20 protein-coding genes and 1 pseudogene are annotated in these 21,282 nt (G+C 51.2%); 2 read left to right on the top strand and 19 right to left on the bottom strand.

Annotated features, from left to right (window positions below):
• Positions 1 to 46: 46 nt before the first annotated feature.
• Complete coding sequence (locus VGK02_06825; GenBank protein ID HEY3374759.1) at positions 47 to 202, bottom strand: hypothetical protein; 156 nt, start codon at positions 200 to 202, stop codon at positions 47 to 49.
• On the opposite strand from VGK02_06825, the gene VGK02_06830 reads away from it, so the two are divergent.
• On the top strand, positions 156 to 431 hold the full coding sequence (locus tag VGK02_06830) for a hypothetical protein (protein ID HEY3374760.1): 276 nt from the start codon (positions 156 to 158) through the stop codon (positions 429 to 431). The genes VGK02_06825 and VGK02_06830 overlap by 47 nt on opposite strands.
• Positions 432 to 557: 126 nt before the next feature.
• Here VGK02_06830 and cybH read toward each other — a convergent pair whose 3' ends face one another.
• The 9 genes from cybH to VGK02_06875 form a co-directional block, all read right to left on the bottom strand.
• On the bottom strand, positions 558 to 1,205 hold the full coding sequence (cybH, locus tag VGK02_06835) for a Ni/Fe-hydrogenase, b-type cytochrome subunit (GenBank protein ID HEY3374761.1): 648 nt from the start codon (positions 1,203 to 1,205) through the stop codon (positions 558 to 560).
• Between the two features lie 78 nt (positions 1,206 to 1,283).
• Positions 1,284 to 2,849 (bottom strand): nickel-dependent hydrogenase large subunit, encoded by a 1,566-nt coding sequence (locus tag VGK02_06840; protein ID HEY3374762.1) that lies wholly within the window; start codon positions 2,847 to 2,849, stop codon positions 1,284 to 1,286.
• Complete coding sequence (locus VGK02_06845; protein HEY3374763.1) at positions 2,849 to 3,970, bottom strand: hydrogenase small subunit; 1,122 nt, start codon at positions 3,968 to 3,970, stop codon at positions 2,849 to 2,851. Before VGK02_06845 ends, VGK02_06840 begins: the two co-directional genes overlap by 1 nt.
• Before the next feature lie 225 nt (positions 3,971 to 4,195).
• On the bottom strand, positions 4,196 to 4,687 hold the full coding sequence (locus tag VGK02_06850; GenBank protein HEY3374764.1) for a hydrogenase maturation protease: 492 nt from the start codon (positions 4,685 to 4,687) through the stop codon (positions 4,196 to 4,198).
• 283 nt (positions 4,688 to 4,970) lie between these two features.
• Complete coding sequence (locus VGK02_06855; GenBank protein HEY3374765.1) at positions 4,971 to 5,246, bottom strand: SHOCT domain-containing protein; 276 nt, start codon at positions 5,244 to 5,246, stop codon at positions 4,971 to 4,973.
• A gap of 133 nt (positions 5,247 to 5,379) precedes the next feature.
• Positions 5,380 to 6,222, bottom strand: a complete 843-nt coding sequence (locus tag VGK02_06860) for a universal stress protein (protein HEY3374766.1) — start codon at positions 6,220 to 6,222, stop codon at positions 5,380 to 5,382.
• Positions 6,223 to 6,230: 8 nt separating this feature from the next.
• Complete coding sequence (locus VGK02_06865) at positions 6,231 to 9,449, bottom strand: glycosyl hydrolase family 65 protein (protein ID HEY3374767.1); 3,219 nt, start codon at positions 9,447 to 9,449, stop codon at positions 6,231 to 6,233.
• A 416-nt stretch (positions 9,450 to 9,865) separates the two neighbouring features.
• Positions 9,866 to 11,713, bottom strand: a complete 1,848-nt coding sequence (locus tag VGK02_06870; GenBank protein HEY3374768.1) for a diguanylate cyclase — start codon at positions 11,711 to 11,713, stop codon at positions 9,866 to 9,868.
• Positions 11,714 to 12,161: 448 nt separating this feature from the next.
• Complete coding sequence (locus VGK02_06875) at positions 12,162 to 12,734, bottom strand: class I SAM-dependent methyltransferase (protein HEY3374769.1); 573 nt, start codon at positions 12,732 to 12,734, stop codon at positions 12,162 to 12,164.
• Positions 12,735 to 12,936: 202 nt separating this feature from the next.
• Between VGK02_06875 and VGK02_06880 the strand changes: the two genes are divergently transcribed.
• Positions 12,937 to 13,914, top strand: coding sequence for an alpha/beta fold hydrolase (locus tag VGK02_06880; protein ID HEY3374770.1), 978 nt, complete (start codon positions 12,937 to 12,939; stop codon positions 13,912 to 13,914).
• Here the strand turns inward: VGK02_06880 and VGK02_06885 are convergent, their stop codons facing one another.
• The 9 genes and pseudogenes from VGK02_06885 to VGK02_06925 form a co-directional block, all read right to left on the bottom strand.
• Positions 13,915 to 14,754: a deoxyribonuclease IV gene (locus tag VGK02_06885; GenBank protein HEY3374771.1), complete on the bottom strand. Its 840-nt coding sequence runs from the start codon at positions 14,752 to 14,754 to the stop codon at positions 13,915 to 13,917.
• A 42-nt stretch (positions 14,755 to 14,796) separates the two neighbouring features.
• Positions 14,797 to 15,021, bottom strand: a pseudogene (locus tag VGK02_06890) (thioredoxin domain-containing protein).
• Positions 15,022 to 15,036: 15 nt separating this feature from the next.
• Positions 15,037 to 15,447 (bottom strand): hypothetical protein, encoded by a 411-nt coding sequence (locus VGK02_06895; GenBank protein ID HEY3374772.1) that lies wholly within the window; start codon positions 15,445 to 15,447, stop codon positions 15,037 to 15,039.
• A gap of 106 nt (positions 15,448 to 15,553) precedes the next feature.
• A complete protein-coding gene (locus VGK02_06900) occupies positions 15,554 to 16,849 on the bottom strand; it encodes an erythromycin esterase family protein (protein ID HEY3374773.1) in 1,296 nt (431 codons plus the stop codon).
• A gap of 155 nt (positions 16,850 to 17,004) precedes the next feature.
• On the bottom strand, positions 17,005 to 18,021 hold the full coding sequence (locus tag VGK02_06905; GenBank protein HEY3374774.1) for a hypothetical protein: 1,017 nt from the start codon (positions 18,019 to 18,021) through the stop codon (positions 17,005 to 17,007).
• A 93-nt stretch (positions 18,022 to 18,114) separates the two neighbouring features.
• Positions 18,115 to 18,861: a hypothetical protein gene (locus VGK02_06910; protein HEY3374775.1), complete on the bottom strand. Its 747-nt coding sequence runs from the start codon at positions 18,859 to 18,861 to the stop codon at positions 18,115 to 18,117.
• 13 nt (positions 18,862 to 18,874) lie between these two features.
• Positions 18,875 to 19,498 (bottom strand): YhbD family protein, encoded by a 624-nt coding sequence (locus VGK02_06915; protein ID HEY3374776.1) that lies wholly within the window; start codon positions 19,496 to 19,498, stop codon positions 18,875 to 18,877.
• 141 nt (positions 19,499 to 19,639) lie between these two features.
• Entirely contained in the window at positions 19,640 to 20,386 is a 747-nt protein-coding gene (locus VGK02_06920) for an ABC transporter permease (GenBank protein ID HEY3374777.1), read from the bottom strand.
• A 2-nt stretch (positions 20,387 to 20,388) separates the two neighbouring features.
• The gene (locus VGK02_06925; protein ID HEY3374778.1) at positions 20,389 to 21,189 is read right to left on the bottom strand and encodes an ATP-binding cassette domain-containing protein; all 801 of its coding nucleotides are present in this window, start codon (positions 21,187 to 21,189) and stop codon (positions 20,389 to 20,391) included.
• Positions 21,190 to 21,282: the final 93 nt, after the last annotated feature.

Consider the following 21,282-nt stretch of genomic DNA (forward strand, 5'->3'; position numbering starts at 1 on the left):
GATTGCTCTACTTGAAACTCGAAAATTAACAAAACGTTTCGGCGGTCTAACCGCTGTTAAAGCGTTTGATTTCCATATTGATGAAGGTGAAATAGTTAAGCATAATCGGCCCGAACGGCTCGGGAAAGACGACGTTTTTCAACGTTATCAGCGGCCTGTATAAGCCTGGCGGCGGCGAGATATTGTTTAACGGTGAAAACATGGTCGGTCTGCATACGAAGCTACGCTCGGGTGTTGTAGCATCACTTATTAAGCTTCCGCATGTGCGCCGAGCAAAACGCCAACATGGCGCTCTCTATCGCAAATCGCGGGTACGTGCTGCAGACAGGCAGCATCGTTATGCAGGGCGACGCCAAAGAGCTGCTCGCAAGCGAAGAGGTTCGGAAGGCTTATTTGGGAGAAGCGTAAAAACCTGGCGGCAACTACGCTAATAGAAATAAACCAAAGGGGAGCATATAACTCCCTTTTTTAGTTCCTGTACACGCCGGCTATAAAGCCTGCGCTCTTGCTTCATCCTCGCAAACAATCGTCTTACGCCTGCTGATCACCCTCGAACATTACGCCTTCTCCTTAGCCGGTGAAGTATCCTGGGCGCGCCACCAAAACATCAGCGGGAACTGCTTGATGTCTTCGGCAAGCACCAGATAAATATGCACCGCGATGGTAATGATGAATATCCAGGTAATAAAGTAGTGACCGATCCTCATCCAATTCAATCCGCCGAGCGCATTAGTCAGCGGTGAGAAAAAGCTCATCGTCGGTTCCCACAACGCGAACCCGGTAATCGCTTGCAATATGATAAGAATCAGCCAGAAGACATACGTCCCCTTTTGTAAGGGATTATACTTGGCTGTTGCCGGGTGCGTCCTGCGAAGGAATAAGTAGTACCGGATTGTTTGGCCGAACTTGCCCCGGTTTTGCGCCTGCGGCAGGAAGAACCTGTAATCGCGCTCTTTAACATGGCTACCCTGCGATGCCGATCCGTGCCCGAAGAACGCCCAGTATACGCGAATGATCGCCACGTAAATCAGCACGAAGGCAAAAATGAAGTGCAGTTGCCGCTCGACCGCCATGCTGCCATTGAAAAAGGACGAGTGAATATAAAAGCCCGTAAAGATAAGAATAGCCATCGATATGAGATGCGTCCAGTGCATGATAACCGCGGGCAGCGGATGCTCTTGCCGTGTTGTTCGCTCACCTGACATTCTCAATCACCCCTAACCGACCTGGAACTTGAGAACTCTGTTATGCTCCGGTTCAATCACGTGAACCGCACAAGCCATTCACGGGTCGAACGTGTGCACAACCCGCAGTATCTCAAGCGGCTTCGTTGGGTCCACAACCGGCATACCGACGAGTGCTTCTTCGACTGGGCCGCGAACGCCCTTGTCATCGCGTGGGCTCAAATTCCAGTTCGACGCCGGAACCGCCGCGTAAGCGCCGATCTTACCGTTCGCGATTCTCATATAGTGCGAAAGCGCACCGCGCGGAGCATCCCAGGCGCCTACACCCGTACCGGTGCTCGGAACCGCCTTATCGGTAAATACATCGGTCTTACCGGCTTTGACGTTATTGAGAAGATCATTGCTCCAGCGAACAGCGTTATCCGCATTAATCTTGGCCTTTATAACACGAGCCGCGATACGGCCGAGATTCGACATCAAAAGATCGACCCTGCCCGGTACGCCGAGCGTCTTGAGCGTTGAATCCACCAGCGTCTTGGCTTCCGGCCGCCCGGCAAGATATGAAACGAGCACCTGGGCGAGCGGCCCGACTTCCATCGGGCGATTGTCGCTGCCATAGCGGGCTGCCTGCGTCCAATCGTACTTCTTAACGGGAAGAGCTTTGCCTTCAAGCGGCGGGAGTGCCGGGTCTTTCTGGAACAACTCTTGACCCGCATCGAGCGGGTGTTTACCGGCGCCTTGGCTGTCGGCATAGAACGAGCTCTTGGTAAACATCTTTACCTGATCCGGATCGACTTTCTCAAGCGCTAGTTTCCGATCAAAAATCGCGCCCCGCGGGAAGAGCCTGTCCTCCGGATTTTGGCTTGCCTCATCGAGAACACCCCATGATAAATAATTGCCAACACCCTGGCCGTTGGTCGCCAGGTCTTTATAGAATGGTGCAATCGTCAACAGATCGGGCAACATAACGCTATCGATGAAGGTCTGAATATCTTGCATCGCGGTTTGGTAGGAGATAATATCCTCTACCCGAGGAAGCATCGTCACCCCGCCCGCCGCGTTATTCATAATCATTGGAAACTTGCCGCCCATAAGCGCCGTTGCCTCGTTTGCCCGCTGCTGTATCTCGATAGACGAAAGATAGTGCGCTGTGAGTTCGAGATCAAGCTCGGCCGGCAGTTTATACGCCGGATGATCCCAGAACATATTTGCAAACGGCCCGAGTTGTCCGGATTTCACGACCGCCATAACCCGGTCCTGGACCGCTTTTAGCGCCGGTGTTGCCGCTTTGGCGTTGAGCGCGTTGGGCACATTAACGTAATCGAACGCATTGAGGATATAGAACCAGAGGATATGATCGTACGCGATCTGGGCCGCTTCCATCATGTTGCGGACCAGGCGCGCGTTGTCCGTTACTTTCTCGATACCCATGGCATGCTCGGCTGCCATAGCGGATGCGGTCCCGTGCGGTGTCGGGCAAACACCGCAGATTCTCTGTGCGAAATGCCACGAGTCGCGCGGGTCGCGACCCTTCATGAATATCTCAAATCCCCGGAAGAGGGTGGCGGTGTTCCACGCATCGGTCACTTTCCCGTTTTCTACAACCGCAGTTATGCGCAGATGCCCCTCGATTCTCGTAACTGGATCGATAACTACTTTTGCCATTATTTTTTGCCCCCCTTCGGTTTATATGTCTTTTCCCCGCCCGGTTCTTTTTCAGGAGGGCCGCCGTGGCCTAACCGGCCGGTTGCCGCCTGGCCGATAAAGTGTGCGCCAAGACCGACCGCCGTTGCAACACCCAGAACTTCACCGATTGTCGTTGTCGATATGCCCGCTACCGGTGGGTGTACGTCGGCAACCTCTTGTGTAAACGGAGTAAGGTTGTCCCAGAAGCTGGGCTCGGCACAGCCGATGCATGGCCCGTTATGGACGCACCAGCTAATGTGGCCGTTCCACCGGGTAACCGGGCATGGAGCAAACGTCTTCGGCCCCTTGCAGCCGACTTTGAACCAGCAAAATTCCTTTTGCGTATTGGCGTCGCCAAAGGTTTCGACAAACTCGCCCGCCTCGAAATGAGCACGGCGCTCGCAGTTGTCGTGAACCGTTTGCCCGTAGAGAAATAGTGGTCGTCCTATGGAATCAAGGTCTGGAAGTTTGTTGAAGTGCAGTACATATACCAGCGTCGCCAGCATATCCTCCGCATTACCCGGGCACCGCGCGATATTGATAACAGTCGGGTTTGCGATTCCCGCCTTTTTGAGCGCCTCGGTCGTGCCGACCGCCCCGGTCGGGTTCGGTGCGGCCGCCTGGATATTCCCATAGCAAGCGCAGTTTCCGATAGCGATTGTAGCCTTCGCCTTTTTGTACGTTGCCGCAAAAATCTCTTGAGCGGTCTTACCATGAACAGTGATTGCCTTAGGAACCCCTTCGGCAACCGCACCTTCAACTACATAGTAGAAGCCGCCGGCATTGACCGTCTCGTCAAAACTCTTTTCTGCCTGGTCGCCTGCAGGAGCCATAGCAGTTTCCAGGTAATTGAGCGAAATATCCCGAAGGATTAAGTTCGCTACATCCGGCGTCCTGCTCTGTAAGAGACTAACCGCGCAGCCGGTGCATTCCATGAACTGCGACCAAATAACCGCAGGGCGCTTTGCGAGTGCATCGAGGGCTTCGGCGATCTGCGGCGCCGCCGCCTCCCCCGCCCCGATAATCACGGCAAGCGTCGTGCAATACTTCAGAAAATCTCGCCGCGAGATACCGGGAAAAGATGGTATCTTTCCGTCCAATATATTCCACCCCCCCATTAAGATAAGTCCGCTCCGAAGACGCCCTTTTATACCTAGAAACTTTGCCCGGCATAAGTGGGCCACCTAAGAATGTAGTTGGTCGCTATATACCCACTCAGTCTGTTTTTCAACACATTCTCGAGATGCTTTAAAGTATGTGGCAAGGCATAATGTTGTGGAGCTAGCAGGCGCTTTTCAAGTAAAATTCGCAGTAAAGAGCAGGGGTTAGAGCGTGATACCAAATACCTCCAGCTCTTCGAGTACGAGTTCGCACACCCGGTTCATTGATGCTGCAACAGGCTCGGTGAGAATACAATCGTTCTCACGCACATCGCCCACTTGGATGCCAAAGACGACGACCTTAGGGCTAACCCCCATAAGCCTCGTATTGGTAATCAGATAAGAGACACCCATGCCGTGAGTATTGGTCGACCTAAGGTTGGTAATTCCCGCCTCGTCAGGATCGAATTTGAACATGGTTCCCGGCGCCACACCATTACCTGCATCGATCGCGTCGATAACGATGACAACATCGGATTCAAGAAAATGTCTGATAAGACCCATCCCTGCGGTACCGCCGGTAACCACATTAACGCCGTGCGAAGAAAGGACGGGAAGCAGGGCCTCTGCTACCGCAATGCCTATACCATCATCACCCATCAGCATGTTTCCAATGCCGATTACGCTGATTTTCGGCGCCTGCTTCCCATTAGCCATATATGTACCCCCTTGCGATGCTGTATATTAGTCAGTCGCCAGCGTAACTTAGACGAGAATTCCGCGAGCAGGTACGCTGCTCATTGCGCGGCCTGCCGCTTATATACCCCTGTCGCACGGTTTTTCAACCTACGCGTAAAGTACGCTCTTTTAAATACCGGCTATCGGTAAACGTTATGGGAAAATGAAACAGCAGGCCTTTGGCCTGCTGTTTCCTAGGGGGTTTTCATGAGAGCTACCGTGAAAGCTCTTTGCGTATATTACTGCATGAGGTTCTCGTATATTACTGCGTAAGTTCTTTCTTCCTTGCTGCGAACTCTTCCGTATCTATCTCTCCTCGGGCATATCTTTCTTTTAATATCTCGAGCGCCTTAGATTCACCGCCCGGTGCTACCGGTGCGGCGGGATGGCGCCCGCTGTACACACGTGCGGCATAAATAATTGCGCCGATGATGAGAGCCCAGAAAAGAAGCATTGAGATCATCATGACTAATCCTCCAATCTCAAAACCGCCCGGTGCTCCTTCAAAACCGTGCATCGCATAACCAAAACCGTGCATTTCCTATCACACTTCCTTTTAAAACGGTTAAGACGAATAATGCCGTCTCGTTATCTATTACTTTATGCTTTGTATATGAAGAAGATGTGAAGACGAAGTGTAGAGGTTGTGAATAATGTGCTTGCTTAAAGAATTATTCGCGTGACCAAATGAGGACGACCGGTTCATCGGCTATCTGTAAGAGCTCTTTTACGATTGGCGCACGCTGCTCCTCAAAGTGCCCATGCCAGCCGATGGCGATAAGGTCGTCGCCGTTTTCTAAAGCAAAACTATTCATTACCTGGGCGGGGGACCCCTCTCGTTCAAACAAACGCAAGTCAATCCCTGGCGGACGGTGTTTATAGAAGCGCTCGACAAATTCCGAAGCCCATGCCGGCCAATCGTAGCGCGGGTGATCGAGATACTGGGGGATAACAAGCGTACCCGGCTCAACCGGGCGTTTCTCTCCCATAACGCCGATGTTGAGTACGTCGACCTCAGCGCCCGTAAGCTCCGCGAGCCGGAACACTTGGTCCATTACTGCAGCTGCCGTCGGTGTACCGTCTTGCGGCACGACCATTTTACGCGGCGTCCAGGAAGCGTCGGGGATGAATTTCATGTCTGGGCGAATAACCATCACTGGGTCGACGGCGCGGGTGACAACACCAAACGTTTTGCTTCCAACCAGGTGCTCCGGATTATATGAGTAGCCATGACTCGACATCACTATCATCTTCGTATCTACGCCAGCGGCAAAACGCAACACACCATCGACAACATCCGACCCGATAATCTGGTGCAGTGAGAAATCCTTGATGTTGAGCTGTCCGAGTTTAAGATGCTCTATAAGCTCCATCTCGGAGAGCGGCTCACCGGTGACATGTACGATGTAAAGCACCGCGTTCATAATGCGCGCCATTGCTTGTGCTGCACCAAGTGCGTTTGTAGCGATTCCCGATCCATCAAGCGGCACAATTACCGCCGGTCTCTCTCTCATAACTCCCCTTAGTCTTGAGTAAACTCCTGCCATGCGCTGACATCCCATACCGCCCTATATACCGAATTTGACACCAGCTCCTTAGGCGGTCTTCCAAGTATCCCGACCACCGGTGGGGTACCGCTGCCTATGGTAAGTTTGATTCGCCGCTCGCGCTCGACATCAAAGTGCAGCTCTGTTCCTCTGTAAACCAATGTAAAGGTCAGGCGCTTCCATTGTGCGGGAATCTTTGGATAAACATAAAGGCCATCATCATGCATATGCACTCCGCCAAACCCCATAATAATCTGCTGCCATAAACCGCCAAGTGCGGCGCCGTGCACGCCACCGGCGGCATTACCCATATTATTTGATAGATCAATTGTACCGGCCTGGTGAAAATAACGCATAGCGAGCGCCTCAAGCCCGAGCCTGGCAGCAACAAGCCCGTAAATGCTGGGTGAAAGCGAGCTGCCGTGTGCGGTACGCCGTTCGTAATACTGATAATTTTCCTTTATGACTTGCTCGCTAAACTCATTGTCTAAGAGATACAAAAGCAGCACGACATCGGCCTGCTTAACGAGCCTGGACGCTGCGGTTTCTTCCCGCCCGAGAATGGTGTCGAGCGGCGCCGTATGCGGTTCAAAAGCGTATACATCTATATCCTTGAGCTTGAAATACCCTTCAAATTGCTCGATAATATTGCTGCCCTCATTCATATCACTGTACATGCGCGTCGCAACATCATCCCAGCGTACAAGCTCGGCATTGTCAAAGCTGACCTGATTCTTAAGCCCAAGCCATGCTTCCGGATGATGCGTTTTCATATATTCAACAGCATCGGCGGCGGCGCGGATATTCCATGCAGCCATCAGATTGGTGTAAATGCTATCATTTACGATCTCGTGGTACTCATCCGGACCTTCAACATTGTAAATGTGGTAAACGCCATCCTTCTTCTCAGCTCGACTAGCCCAGAAACGCGCTGTCTCTATTAAAATCTCGGCGCCCGCGGAAACAAAGAAGTCGTCATCACGTGTGGATGTCCAGTACGTCCATACGCCGTATGCAACCGCCGAGTTGATATGCTGCTCCATCTTCCCTGAGAGAATCAAGATGACCTCTCCGGTAGGGGCGATAACGTATTCGGGCGTCATCTCCTCGCCCGTACTTGTCGATTCCCAGGCGTATAAAGCGCCCTTAAGGCTGAGCTCTTTTGCCTCTTTTCGTGCCCCGGAAAGTGTGTGGTAACGATACATAAGCAGAGCTCGTGCCGTCGGCGGATGTGTATAAATAAAGAACGGGAGCATGAATACTTCGGTATCCCAAAAGACGTGCCCTTTGTAGATGGTGCCGGTCAGTGTACGTGCGCTGATCGAAACACGCCCATCAAACGGAGTTCCCGCGATTATCAGATGGTACGCGGCAAAATTCGCCCAAAGCTGTGCCTCCTCATCGCCTTCAATCGTGATAGCGGCGACATCCCACCGGCTCAACCATTCGTCGATACTTTCTAAAAACAACTCATTAAAGCCGCACTTCGCAAACTCGAGTACTTGTTGGCTTGCCATGCGCACCGGCTCATTTACATCGCGCGTAGTGTAAATGCTCACGAATTTCTCGATCTCGACAGCTTGCCCTACGTCGGCCTGCCAACGCCAATCCTCGCTCACGCCGTACGCATCCGTAAACGTTAGATATGCGGGGGACACCGTACCCTGTGCAACCCTACTGAACTGCGCCTGCGCTATGGTGATATCGGATTGCCGGGTCTTCGTCGTAATCAACACGCCTCTGCCGTCGCTCAATGTTCGCATCTCACCCGGTTTAAGCAAGATATCGGCACGTTGACAAACCTCGATTCCGGTTTCAACCCGTATCTCGCCGCGGTAGTTCTCCGGCTCTACTATGATCTTCATGGCGAATGCATGCGGGTTCGCAAGCGATGCAAAGCGCACGGTATGTACCCGGGTGATTTTACCGCCGTCACCGCGGTGCCGCCAGAATCGCCACATGGCGCCCTTTTTCATATCCAACATGCGGCGGTGCTCTATAACATTTCGTCCATTATCGAGCGCAAGCTGCTTACCGTCGACATATATCTTGCCGTACACCCAATCGGGAACAAGCACCAGCTCTTCGATTTCGCCCGGGGCCGTGCGATCGAATACCCCCGCTAAGAGCGTCCCCGGTTCAGATTCAGGGCGTCGCTCCTCAAGCGAGCCCCGCGTACCTAAATACCCGTTTCCAATAGTAAATAGCGATTCAATTTCGTGTTCTCTAAGCGGCTCGTATCCGTCATTGGTAAGTAAAAACGCCGGGTCTTCGGTAAGCGAAAGTTTACGCTGTAGCTCGACCTGGCCTCTAATAATTTCCAGAAAACACGCCGGTCCACCGCCGGTATGCAAAATACCTTCAGGAACACCGTTCGGCTCCTTGCCTACCGAGACATAGGTTATGCCGGGAATGTCCTTGAAGTATGTCCGGAAATCGCTTCCCTCAAAACCGGCGATCGGCCCAAACTCATCGCCAAGGACAAGGATATCCGTAAAGGGGATATTCCGCTTCTTGGCCAGATCGTTTATCACCCACATCATCGAGTCTGATTTATCGGTCAGCCCCACCTCGACGTGTTTGACATCGCTCGTAAGCCTCGCGTCATTAAGACCGAACTCACGCGAATACTTCTCGGCTAAACCGTACGCACCCTTAATCCCTTCAAGATACCCAGAATTTTTCAGCCGCTCTTCGGTCTTGACAAGCAACTCGCCGATTTGCGATTTGGGAGGATTCTCCCACTCCGGGATAAGGTCGATCTTTCGCCGGTTGAGGCGATTGTACACTATATCGATTGGTATATTTGTCTTGCTCTCGATATCGTGTTTTACCGCTTCGGCGACTTTGCTGAGGAGCTCTTCCTCTTTATCCGTCGCTTCACGGCGATAGAGAAGCACCGGTTCGGAATAGTCATCGAACCCGAAAACCTCCGACCCGCGATTGGTACAAATAAACAGGTTTTTCTTGTGCGGGCCGTTAATAAGTGAGCTGAACTGGCGATTGATGTTGCCAAAGTTAGTCCCCGTAATAACAACGATATAGACCCCAAATTTCAGAAGCTCTTCCAGAGTATGAGCGACTTCAGTGGCATCAACACTTCGATTTTCAACAGCTGTCCCATCCCAGTCAAACGCTATTATTTTATAGGGATGTTTCTCAATCTGTGGGAATTTGTTTAAGCACGTACTCAACGCGTGTACCCCGCTCCTTAGTTGATGTCATCAATATTACTATCCTTACCCAAATATGGCGGCCTTATACCGCCGTTTGGGTTACAGCCTGCCCCAGAAACGGTTGTTCGCAACTGCCGCCATTTCCAGCCGGAAATCATAAGGCATTATAGTAATGTATCCAAGTGTCTATATAAAGTGCAAGCGCGAAAATAAAGAATCTATCAGGTATTATATGCCTCATCGAAAAACCCGTATAACATGTATGCATTTAAGCAGTAGATGTGGATATGTAGCGTGATCCGCTGATGAGGCAAACCCGGAATACATTGGCCATCAAGGAGAACATCTAATGGCTATGGTATGAGAGGGTAAAGCTATGGCGCAGAACTAAATGCCTAAAAGAGATAGCATACCGAACAATAGCTAATATAGCACTAAGCGGCAGGGTGCTGGCTAGAACTGACAATAATCTTGTTTCTACCCGTTTTCTTCGCCCGATAGAGAGCCATATCGGCTTCCTTTATAACCTGCTGGCCGCTCCTTTCCTCACCGGCATCGGCAAAAGCGATACCGATACTGACAGAGTTATAAATCTCATTGCCCTCGTAAACGCAGGGCTGCTGTTCGATTGATGTCCTTATTCGCTCGGCAACAACCACAGCATCGTGCAACTCAATTTGCTCAAGCAACACGATAAACTCGTCGCCCGCGAAGCGAACAACAACATCATGCAAACGCTTATCCTGGATGATAATGCGGACTACGTGCTGCAAGACCGCGTCTCCCGCAAGATGCCCGTATGTATCGTTGATGCCTTTAAAGTTATCGATATCAAGAATCATGCAAGCGTAAGCGACTTTAGGATCTCTGCGATTCGCAAATTCTCCTTCAAAGTGCTCATCTAGGTAACGGCGGTTATAGACGCCGGTAAGCATATCCGTATAGCTGAGCGTTTCAAAATGCGACTTGACTTCTTCCGATTGAGACAACTGCTCAAGCAACAGGTTGAGCTCATAGTTCTTGGCATCGAGCTGTTTGTTTTGTGATATCAGCTCTTCGGTAAGAGCTACTTGCTCTTCCTCACGGTCGCGCAATGCCAGAATCATTTTGTTGAACGATGCAGAGAGATCACCGATCTCATCACGGCTCCCGACCTCGAGCAACTGGTTATAATCGCCGTGTGCCACCCGTTTGGCGCCCTTCGACAATTCGACAAGCGGTTTACCGGTTCTTCTTGAATAATAGAGTGCGAGCAGCACGGAGCCGAATAGTATTAAGAGCGCCAACGCTATAACTTCTCGGATAAGAGTATTTGCTACTGCCATCATCTGCTCATTTGTCTGTTTAATATCCGCAAGAATCTCTTGTTCCGAAACAACCAGGCAAATGATAAAGCTCGTGTTGGCTATCCGATGCAGGTAGACGAATTTTGGCTCATGATTGATGGTTGTGCGCACCAGAAATGGTTTCTGCGATTTAGTCTTTGCCATGACTTGATAAAACGCACTATTCTTATCTTTTAGGAGATTAAGCCCATCGGGTTTCATACCTTTGCGCCACCCCAGGTCTTTGGCGGCACGCTCCGGGAATCCAAGTACATCACCAGACGTATTAGCAAGAAACGCGTATCCGAATTTACCGACCTTGAGGTTGAGAATTCCATCGACGATCTGCTTCGTTGTTATATCGAGAGCTGCAACGCCCATCATTTTGTTGTGTACATATACCGGTGAGCAGACCGAGAACATCCAACCATTTCCGCCTGGATCGAAATAGACATCGGTCCATTTCGTTAAGCGCTCCGGGTCATGTTTTGAATCTACGACATAGTAGAACGGGTATTCCGGCCAGTTGCCGAAAGGATCAAGAACGCCTGCCTCCACAGCTTCAACAATTGACGGACCATGGTTCGACATAAAACCGCGGACTACCGAGTCGCGGGTTACATAGTAACTGTAAACTACCTCGGAGTGTTGTTTTGAAATTTGCTTAAGTGTTGGTAAAAGCTCGTTGAGCGAATCAACTTCCCGCTTAAAGCCTGGGGTAAGCTTATTGCGACCGCTGACATAGAGATCCCCCTCTGTGTCGGCGTTACTGTCGCCATAATATACACCGCTTTTGTCATGAATAATTTTGCCGACCGGGTAGGTAGGTTTCCACGGACGGGGCCTCAAGTATAACGATTCAACCGATTGGCGAAGCAATTGGGTTTCACTTGCCAATGCGTCCATTTTAAGCTCGACATAATCGGCTTGTTGGTTCGATAGGCGCCCCATCATCATTTTAGCCCTAACAACTAGCGCTTGCGAAGAGGCAGAAATAAAAGAGTGCCTAATATAATCAATGCGATTCGCAAAGATTAAAGTTATAGCAGTCGCCGGGATGAAGCATGCTAGCAGAATAATTACAGTAAGTTTTGTCCGTATACTGTTAATTTGCATATTTTCTCCGATGGTAATTACATATGCATTACCACGTATATCGGACAAAAATGCTTAAGCTTAAGGAGTTTTAGGTAAAGTCCCGCTGTAGCCAAGGCCTTTAAGAACGAAACTTTGGAGAGCGTTTGCTACAGCAGAGGCGGGAATCGTAGTGTTAACTGCACGCACAGCAGGAAAAGTTGGGAGTGCGCTCGACTCCCTTAGTAAGAAATAGGTGGCGAGCTTCAGCCGTGATCTCTGCTTTACGCGCCTGAGAAGATTTTCTGATGCGAATCATACGGGCCATCCGTCACTCCGGTTTCGTAAACATGCCGGTAAATACATCGCCAAATAGCCTGGTATGGCTTATGGATGACGAAATTTCATGTAAGCCCGCTCGGGCCATAATGCTTTTGACCTCATCCGCAATTATACCATGAGTATCGCTCATCGGTTCACGTATATAGATCGCGCCGTTATCTGCAAGCGTTTGGGAAAGTGCTCGTACTGTTTCGGCGCGCAGTTGCGGCTCAATGTCATGTAGGACAAAATGGATAACTATCGCATCAAACGAGCGCCCTTGAAGCGTACCCTGTATGACATCGCCAAGCATGAAGTCTACATTAGGATAATGCTGCAACCGCCGTTTTGCTGTCTTCGTCCAGGCGTCGGATACATCCGCACATGTAAGGTGCCCTCCGTCCATCAAAAGGTTGGGCGCCAAATAGCGCCCGGCAACACCGGACCCGGCCCCAAAATCAAGCACACACTCATTTCCCTTAAGCATGAGACTCTGTATGTATTGTTTATACAAAGGGGCCACGATAGGCTCGAGGGCAAGAGTTAGCAAAACCTCGCCGGTGCCAGGCTCTTTATTGCTCATATGTTCGTTAACTCCACCTTCGGCTACGCGCATATTACTTTACCGATACCCAATTCAATATAAATTAATGCCATACATACCCTACAATCCCTCGAATCTTATTAAACCGAGTGTTGTTCAAAGCCGGGCGATTAGGGGAACGTATGCATATACGACGCGAAGCTCGCTTAAAGCTCTATAGCCGGTAGGTGGGATAGTAATTATGACGCATGCAAGGCACAGGCTCTTTATGATACTGGTTTGCAGTATCTTTGGGATATCTTTGATGGCGATCGCTTTATGGTTTACCCTTTCGTTTGTTTCAAGTGCCCTCTTCGCTAAACCTGCAAGAGCGGCTGCAAAAACGATGAGTGGCTCTTATGTGCGCATCAAAGGCAACACTATTCACTACGTAAAAGCGGGCCAAGGCCCCCCTATTGTGCTCGTGCACGGATTCGGCGCGTGGAGCTTTACCTGGCGTAAGAATATCAAACCTCTGTCAAAGCATTTTACCGTATACGCGATCGACCTTTTAGGCTTTGGTTTAAGTGACAAGCCTAAAGATGGCCCGTACTCAGTAGAAGCCCAAGCAAGCTTGGTGGCCGCATTCATGCGGAAAATGGGTCTGAAAGATGTGACGTTAATCGGCAACTCGCTCGGCGGAGAAATTGCCCTTCTAACCGCCTCGCGCTATCCGGATACCGTATCGTCGTTGGTTTTGATTGACAGCACCGGATACCGGAGAACCCCCGATATTCCTGCCTGGGCGCCCCGACCCCTTCTAAGAGCCGGCTTAAAAGTGCTGCTTGTAAACCGGTTGCGGGTTATAAATACGCTGCGTCTTGCTTATTATAACAAGCGCCTGATAAGCGGGGATGTTGTTGACGGCTACTACCTGCCGGTGAGGACGCACGGCGTCACTGAAGCCTTAACCGCAATGGCCGCGCAGCTAAAAATCGGCTATGCGAAAAACGAAATTGCCGGAATCGATAAACCGGTGCTCATCATCTGGGGAGAACACGATGAGATTATCCCGCTAGTAGACGCCTATAAGTTTCACGCTGCTTTGCGGTATTCGCAGGTGATGGTTATTAAGGATTCAGGCCACGTCCCGCAGGAAGAAACCCCCGATACGTTAAACCGTCTGATCACCGAGTTTCTCGCAGAGCCGGCCCAAGAGCGGCGTGCCCGAGAAAGGTAGTTAAGGGGCTAAGCCGCGCACGAAAGCCAGGTTCGCTTTGATGGCGCCGTCTTCACGCCCCGGCAGCTCAAGTACTTTGGGAACATTTACGAAATGACGGTCAGTCAGTAACGCACGAAACATATCAAGCCCGATTTCACCTTCACCGACATACGCATGGCGGTCATGATGCGAACCAAGCTTCGTTTTGGAATCGTTTATATGCACGACTCCTATCGCATCAAGGCCGACGGATTCATCGAAACGGCGCGTTACCTGCTCGTACCCACCGGTCCCCGAGATATCGTACCCGGCAGCAAAAACGTGCGCCACGTCGAAGCATACGCCCACGTGGCTTCGGCTTTCGATACCCTGCAGAATCTCGGCGAGCTCATCAAATGTAGAACCAAGGACCGATCCCTGCCCCGCCATTGTCTCAATAAGAATTATCGGTGAATGCGTACCGGCATCCGCCAGGACGGTATTCAGCGCCTCGATAACCCGCTGTACCCCATCGGCCCTGCTCGTACCGCGCGCGCTCCCGGGATGCAATATCAGCAACGGTACTTCGAGTTCCACCGCTGTTTGTATCTCGGCGTGCAGCCGGTTGACCGACTTTTGCCACATCGCAGGTTCCGGCGACGCCACATTTACCAAAAACGGAACATGCGAGATTACTTGTTTTACATTGCTTGTGCGCCATGCCTGCAAGAAAGCTAACCGCGCCTCTTCCGAGAGGCGCGGTGTATCCCAGCGCCGGGACATAGTTAGATAAATCTGCAGGCACTCGCATCCCCAATCGGCGGCGTATTTAAAAGCGTTGTGCAAGCCACCTATGGTGGGAACAGTTGCTCCGAGCATTAAAATCCCTTCGAAAATTCTTCGACAGTTAATAAACGCCGTCTACTTCAATAAACTCTGCACGTTGCGATCGAGCATTGCTTTGCTGCACGAGCCGACAATCTTCTTTACCGTTGCGCCGTTTTTATTCACGAAGAAGAGTGTCGGCACGCCGTCTATCTTAGTCGTCTTGAGCATGGCTTTGCCCGCTTTTGTATCGATATCGTAGATCGCAAACGGGATTCGCTCTGAATAAGTCGCTTTTGCCTTCTCCACGAGAGGCTTCGTCTCCGCGCACGACGGTCACCAGTTCGCAGTAAACACAATCACCTTCGGACCCCGATCAAGACGCTTGAGTGCCGCTTTCGCGTTGCTGTGGCGAGGGTTGAACTTCACGGCTTCCCGATATTTACTTGCGGCCACCACATATTTCTTGAGCCCCTCATACGATGTGCCAAGCTGATAATAGAGATTGGCGTTGTTTTTGAGTAGCTTAACCGCTTTAGTAAAATTCGTAACTGCCTTAGCGTAATTCTTCTGCTTGTTCATGACAACGCCCTGGTTATATAGAGCCAACCCTTGTTTTGTCGAAGCCGAAACTGATGCCGCACGCGCCGTCGGCGGTTTTGAGATAAGAGGCGCCGGTAATTGCAGCGAAAAACTTGTGATAATAAAGAGGGCTACTAGAGTAGCCGTAGTTCGGATGTGTTTCATAGGGTTCTCCTTTGCAGTAAACGGTATTACTGTAATTCGACCTTCGAATACAATACCACAGGGCTTATAAGCTGGCAAAACCGATGGATCGCCATACGAAGGCAGGCTAGGCAGCCGATGGGTACGTGCTCGGTGGGCCGCCGGCGACGGCTTCTATGGGGAGCGGATGAACGGCCGAGACGGTATCGATAAACAGAAATGCGTCATACCGCTCGCCAATGATCGTGGGCACGTAATTGCCGAATTCGGCGTTTGGGTCATAGATGACGCCGATTTCGCGATGGTCTCTCGTTTCTCGTGCAGCCTCAGAGCCGTTCTCTTGCGAAAAAAGCAGGAGACGATCTTGCATGCTGTCATCATGAAGTAGAGCCTCCCAGCTATCCCTGATCGCCGGCGGTGCGGTCATCTGCTGCAAGGGCCTATTCCAATCGGCGGCGGCGAGCACATTGCCCTGATAAAAGCCCGAGCCGACAATACATGTGTCCGCCGGGGAAAGGCTACCTCGTACAATTTGCCCTAAGCTCACTCTATCGGTATCGACCGCATCCGTTGCCCGCACGTCGCCGGCATGCATATCATGCGCCCAAATAACACCCTTCGGTCCGCTCGGTTTGCCTGCATAAAAGTTCAGAAGGTTAAAAAATATATGCGCCATGTGCTCTTCGCGAACGTTCCAGGAATCCGGACTTTCTTGCGCCGTATCTCTATAATAGCGCTCAGCATGCACCGCGCTCAGTGCATTTTGCCGGGCGCTCAACGCTTCTTCAGAATCACCGGCTAACTCAGACGGCGGTAAGTGCTCGAGAGTAAACAGCACATTTGAAAGCGCTTCACGGCACAATGCCGGTACTGCCTCCGTCGTCCAGGGGTAACGGTCGATCTCATCCCTAAATGGCAGGAGGCACTCGTACGCGTGGCGTGCATCGTGCGGCCTATCCGGTATACTATCCGCCAGGTATTCCGTTGCGCTACTTAACGAGTCCCATAAGTTGGAGAGATCAATCCCATAGAAGCCGACTTGTGTATCTACCGGACGTTCGCTGTTAAAACGGGCAAGCCATTCAATAAACTGCAGCGTCTCACTATTCGCCCACATCCAGGTCGGCCAACGGTTAAATGCAGCTATCGCCGCGCGTGCTGTGCCATGCGCGCCCGGCATACCCTTAACGAAGCGGTTTATCTGGTAGCAACTCGGCCAATCGGCTTCAATGGCGACAAACGAGAATCCCTTCTCTTCGATAAGTCGCCTGGTAATATGCGCCCGCCAGCGGAGCGGCTCGCTTGCGCCGTGAGACGCTGTGCCAATCAACACGGCCGCCGCACCGCCCACGCGCTCAAGCAACGGGTTGAGGTCGCGTTTTGTTGATAGGGAATGCGAAAACTGCTCTAGTCTACTATCCATAAACTAAAGATACCCAAAACGGGTGCGCGGTAATGCTCGACCATTTTGGTAAATAGCCATGCCGCTTTGCACGATATCCGAACGGACGGCTTGCAAAGCGGCATTTTAAACAGGGGTCCCGAGATATAATTTTCTCTTATGCGTCGGTTGGCTTTTTAAGCTTGTCCGCCCTCACCTTCCTCGGCGGCGGCAGTTCCGGCTTCTTTGGCAGCTTCTGCCGCCGCCTTGGCTGCTTGCACTGCTGCTTCAGCAGCTTCCAGTGCTGCTTCCGCTGCCTCTACCGTTGTTCCTACCGTATCTACTGCCTCGCCGACCGCTTCTACTGTCGTGCCTACTGCGTCTACCGTTGTCCCTACGGTTTCTACCGCTGTCCCAACTGCTTCTACTGCCGTACCTGCCGCTTCTATTGCGGTCCCGGCTGCTTCTACTGCTTCCGCCGGTTGCACTGCCTCTGCCGCCTCTTCCGGTTTTTCTACCGCTTTGGCTTCATCTGCTGCGGTCTTGGCATCTTCTGCAGCTGCTTCTGCCGTCTCAGCTGCCGCCTTGGCTGCGTCCGCTGCTGCCTCTGCCTCTGCGGGCGCCTGTGCTTCCTCTGCCGCTTCGGCTTCTTTGGCTGCTTCTACCGCTGCTTTAGTTGCTTCTACCGCTGCCTCTGCCGCATCCGCTGCCGCTTCTGATGCCTCTGGTTCTTTAACCTCTGCCGCTGCTTCTGCCGCCTCGGCTGCCGCTTTAGTTGCCTCTGCCGCTGATTCGGCTGCATCTGCCGCTGCTTCTGCCGCTACCTCAACCGCTTCGGTGATTTCCATGGCTGCTGCTTCCGCCGGTTTCACTCCATACATTACTTTCCAGAAGCGCTTCTTCATTGCCATGGCTTTTTTTGCGCCTTCCATCTTGGCTTTTTTGCGTTCTTCCGCAAATTCTACGAGCTCATCGGCGAGCTTATCCAACTCAGCCCCATGTTTTTGATCGAGCTTGTCCACGATCTTTTTGATCAGCAACTTCTTTTTAGCTTTACCGATCAGGTCGAGCATGACTTCCTTGCCATGTTCGACGCCCATCTCCCCCGGTTTCATGCCCATGCCGTGCTTCATGGCGCCATGCATCTCGCCACACTCAGGGCATTCATGCATACCGCCTATCGATTCATAGCCCATTTCCTTTCCAGCACCCACAATTACTCCTCCTCGTCTTGAAAACTTCGGGCTCCCAGTTTTCTGGGAGCCCGAAGTTGATTGCCAATAGACGAGGTTTTTAAACGCTTCGCACTACTCCGCGATATCTATTTTTTTCGCTTCCTTTACCCTGGTATCCGATGCCTGTTCGTAGTTTTCTTTATATTCAACCAGCTCAATTTCACAGTCCTGACCGATATGCACACTGTTGCCTCTCACAACATTCGCTTTAGTTGATTCAAGATAAATCGTGTCGCCCTCAATCGTATCGGCGGTCAACATAGTTTTAAACGACGGCTTAAAAACCGATTTTATAAACTGCGAGAAACCAAAATCGTTTCCGCGCTTCACGGAAATGTTTTCACCGCCGATTTCTCGCGCCTGGCAAGGGCCGTACATTTTGACTTCGATTGTGCCCGCATTCAGCAGACCATCGATTGTAAACGCGCCGTCTGCAGCAAACGTTTCAGCTTCACAGTCGCTTCTTATCGTTATAGCGCCTCTCGCCCTTAGCTCTTCAAGCGCAACACGCCCGCCGATGGTGGCGCTGCCATCAACTTTAACGGCTTTGCCCGATACCGCTCCGCCGATATCCGCCGAGCCTGCGACGCGAAACGATTCGGTCTCTAAATTTCCCCTCAGAGAAAGCGTACCGTGAATAGCGCCCGTTTGTGCTTGAATATTACCGGCGCCGTCAAACGAGCCTTTAATTGCAAGGTCGATGCAATCGATATCACCATTAACCGAGCCGGCGCCGTTTATCTTTACATTCCTGTACATACCGCCGGAGGCGCTGCCGGCGCCGGAAATCTTTAGGTCGTTCCTGTTTTCATTCTCCATTATCGCAACCTCCTTAGGTTAGCTTAATTTTTAGCTCTTCAATAGCAGCGGCTATGTTTACCCTCGTCACCAAGCGTGCGCCGATTTCAAAATATATCTCGCACGGACTCGAAATGAGGCAGCATGTCGCAATGCCGAGCTTGCGAACAAAAACCAGCTCACAGGTTCGGCCCTCAAACGTGCGATAATTGTCCTCTAGCGCCCGCAGTATGATTTTTCCTTCATCCGTACTGATATCGCCCGTCTGCAACACCTTTTCAAGCACATAGGCATAGAGAATATCCTCGAACGAGAACACGTCTAGTGAGCCGTGCTGCTCAACGAAGACATCAAGTATCATCCGTGAGACAATGCCCGAGCTTACAAGTTCTTCCTTCTGCAGTATGATCTCGGCGAGATTAGGTGAGAAGATATCCGCCAGATCGTCGAGCGATAGATCTTCCTTCATATTCTTGATTTTGTCGACTCGCGCTAATATCCGGTCATGCGGGAAGAACGTCTCTTGCCCTGTAAACGTGGCTTTTCTGATAAACCAATCTTCAGGAATAAGTTTCTTGCGCTTCCAGCGATAGAGCTGCCCGTACGATATACCGGCAAGCTCCAGCAGCTCCTTTTTTGAGATTAAATCTTGTTCCATACGTTCCACCTCCCCTAAAAACTAGTGCATCCTAATCGGTAGAGTAACATAACACTGTTACGCTGTAAACTACATACTCAAGTGTCTCTGCAATTTGCGGATTTTTTAATGCTTACCCGTTCAGAGAAAGCATCTCTAAGCTTATGCTTGCACTCTTTGGAAGAGGAGTCCTCCGGCAACCACAAATACCAGTGCGGTAATCCCCAGTACCAGGAAATCCACGCCCAAGCCGAAATGCGATACGTTTACAAGCGCTCCGCGTATGGCATCCACCCCATACGAAAGCGGGTTGATGTTCGTGATCAGAACCAGCGCCGCTGGAAGGCCGGCCAGCGGGAACAGTGCCCCCGATAAGAAGAACAAGGGCTGTATGAGAAAGTTCATGATGAGCTGGAACCCCTGCATGTCTTCAAGCACAGAGGCTATCGCCGTGCCGAGTGCGGTAAAAACGATCGCCAGCAAAAGCATAAACCCGATGGCGATTAGTACGTCGGGCACACCATTCACCTTAAATCCCGCAATAAACGATACGAGAAGCACAAATATGCCCTGGAAGACACCTACGGTTGCGCCGCCGATTGTCCGGCCGATCATAATATTGAACCTGGATACGGGGGCAACCAGAGTCTCTTTCAAGAACCCGAATTGCTTGTCCCAGATAACTTCAATGCCGTTAAACATAGAGGTGAACAGGATGGTCATCGCGATAATCCCCGGAACCAGGAATTGGATATAGTTGCCTTGACCCGCCTTCTGAAATATAGCCCCAAAACCGTAGCCGAGTGCAAACAGAAACAAGAGGGGCTGGCCGAGTGCACCGACTATTCGCGACCTCGACCTGAAATAGCGCTTTACCTGCCGCAACCACAAGATATAGATCGTATCCATGCTTACCGCCCCCTTCCTGCCCACATTCTTCGCGCTTCCCGCATATGGTCGAGCCCGCTTGCGTCTTCGTCTCGGATAGCTTTTCCGGTAAATGCGAGAAACGCGTCCTCAAGAGTGGGTGTATTGGTTTGCCGCTTCAATTCTTCGGGGGTTCCCTGGGCTACGATCTTGCCGCGATCGATAATGGCAACGCGGTTCGCCGTTCTCTCGGCTTCTTCCATGAGATGCGTTGTAAGAAACACCGTAATTTGCTCTTGCTCGTTTAGGTTTTTGACGTGCTCCCAAATCAGGTATCTCGTCTGTGGATCGAGCCCGAGCGTCGGCTCGTCCAGAAACAGTACCCTCGGATGGTGCAACAGCCCGCGCGCTATCTCAAGGCGCCGTTTCATGCCGCCGGAGAAGTTCTTTACGTAATCATCCTTTCGCTCCCAGAGCTGCACGAATTGCAAAAGTTCCATAATCCGTGATTCGCGAATGTCTCGCGGCATCTTATATAGAACCGCATGAAAATGCATATTCTCATATGCGGTTAACTCCCCGTCTAAGCTAGGGTCTTGAAAGACGATACCGAATGAGCGTCGTGCTTCGTTTTGCTCGGTCACCGGATTATACCCATCAAGCAATATCTTGCCGCTCGTCGGTGTTAGCAGCGTTGTCAGCATCTTTATCGTCGTCGTTTTACCGGCCCCATTCGGCCCCAAGAATGCAAATATTTCACCTTTCTCAACATCAAAGCTTATGTCGTCCACCGCGACAAAATTACCAAATTTCTTGGTAAGGTTTCTAACCTCAATCATGCTCATTTTCCGATCACCTTCATAATTCATCCGCTTTCCTTGGGTCACTGAATAATTTTTTGCTGAGAATCGTGAAATTCTCAGCATTTTCTCAAACTT

The organism is Candidatus Aquicultor sp., from assembly GCA_036504445.1.
Classification (GTDB): Bacteria; Actinomycetota; Aquicultoria; order Aquicultorales; family Aquicultoraceae; genus DASXVE01.

Excerpts from the sequence above, each read along its gene's own strand:
- VGK02_06875 (HEY3374769.1), bottom strand. The coding sequence starts at position 12,734 with ATGAGCAATAAAGAGCCTGGCACCGGCGAGGTTTTGCTAACTCTTGCC.
- VGK02_06920 (HEY3374777.1), bottom strand. The coding sequence starts at position 20,386 with ATGGATACGATCTATATCTTGTGGTTGCGGCAGGTAAAGCGCTATTTC.
- VGK02_06825 (HEY3374759.1), bottom strand. The coding sequence starts at position 202 with ATGTTTTCACCGTTAAACAATATCTCGCCGCCGCCAGGCTTATACAGG.
- VGK02_06895 (HEY3374772.1), bottom strand. The coding sequence starts at position 15,447 with ATGAAACACATCCGAACTACGGCTACTCTAGTAGCCCTCTTTATTATC.
- VGK02_06880 (HEY3374770.1), top strand. The coding sequence starts at position 12,937 with ATGACGCATGCAAGGCACAGGCTCTTTATGATACTGGTTTGCAGTATC.
- VGK02_06925 (HEY3374778.1), bottom strand. The coding sequence starts at position 21,189 with ATGAGCATGATTGAGGTTAGAAACCTTACCAAGAAATTTGGTAATTTT.
- VGK02_06870 (HEY3374768.1), bottom strand. The coding sequence starts at position 11,713 with ATGATGATGGGGCGCCTATCGAACCAACAAGCCGATTATGTCGAGCTT.
- VGK02_06915 (HEY3374776.1), bottom strand. The coding sequence starts at position 19,498 with ATGGAACAAGATTTAATCTCAAAAAAGGAGCTGCTGGAGCTTGCCGGT.
- VGK02_06860 (HEY3374766.1), bottom strand. The coding sequence starts at position 6,222 with ATGAGAGAGAGACCGGCGGTAATTGTGCCGCTTGATGGATCGGGAATC.
- VGK02_06900 (HEY3374773.1), bottom strand. The coding sequence starts at position 16,849 with ATGGATAGTAGACTAGAGCAGTTTTCGCATTCCCTATCAACAAAACGC.
- VGK02_06850 (HEY3374764.1), bottom strand. The coding sequence starts at position 4,687 with ATGGCTAATGGGAAGCAGGCGCCGAAAATCAGCGTAATCGGCATTGGA.
- VGK02_06840 (HEY3374762.1), bottom strand. The coding sequence starts at position 2,849 with ATGGCAAAAGTAGTTATCGATCCAGTTACGAGAATCGAGGGGCATCTG.
- VGK02_06855 (HEY3374765.1), bottom strand. The coding sequence starts at position 5,246 with ATGCACGGTTTTGGTTATGCGATGCACGGTTTTGAAGGAGCACCGGGC.
- cybH (HEY3374761.1), bottom strand. The coding sequence starts at position 1,205 with ATGTCAGGTGAGCGAACAACACGGCAAGAGCATCCGCTGCCCGCGGTT.
- VGK02_06910 (HEY3374775.1), bottom strand. The coding sequence starts at position 18,861 with ATGGAGAATGAAAACAGGAACGACCTAAAGATTTCCGGCGCCGGCAGC.
- VGK02_06885 (HEY3374771.1), bottom strand. The coding sequence starts at position 14,754 with ATGCTCGGAGCAACTGTTCCCACCATAGGTGGCTTGCACAACGCTTTT.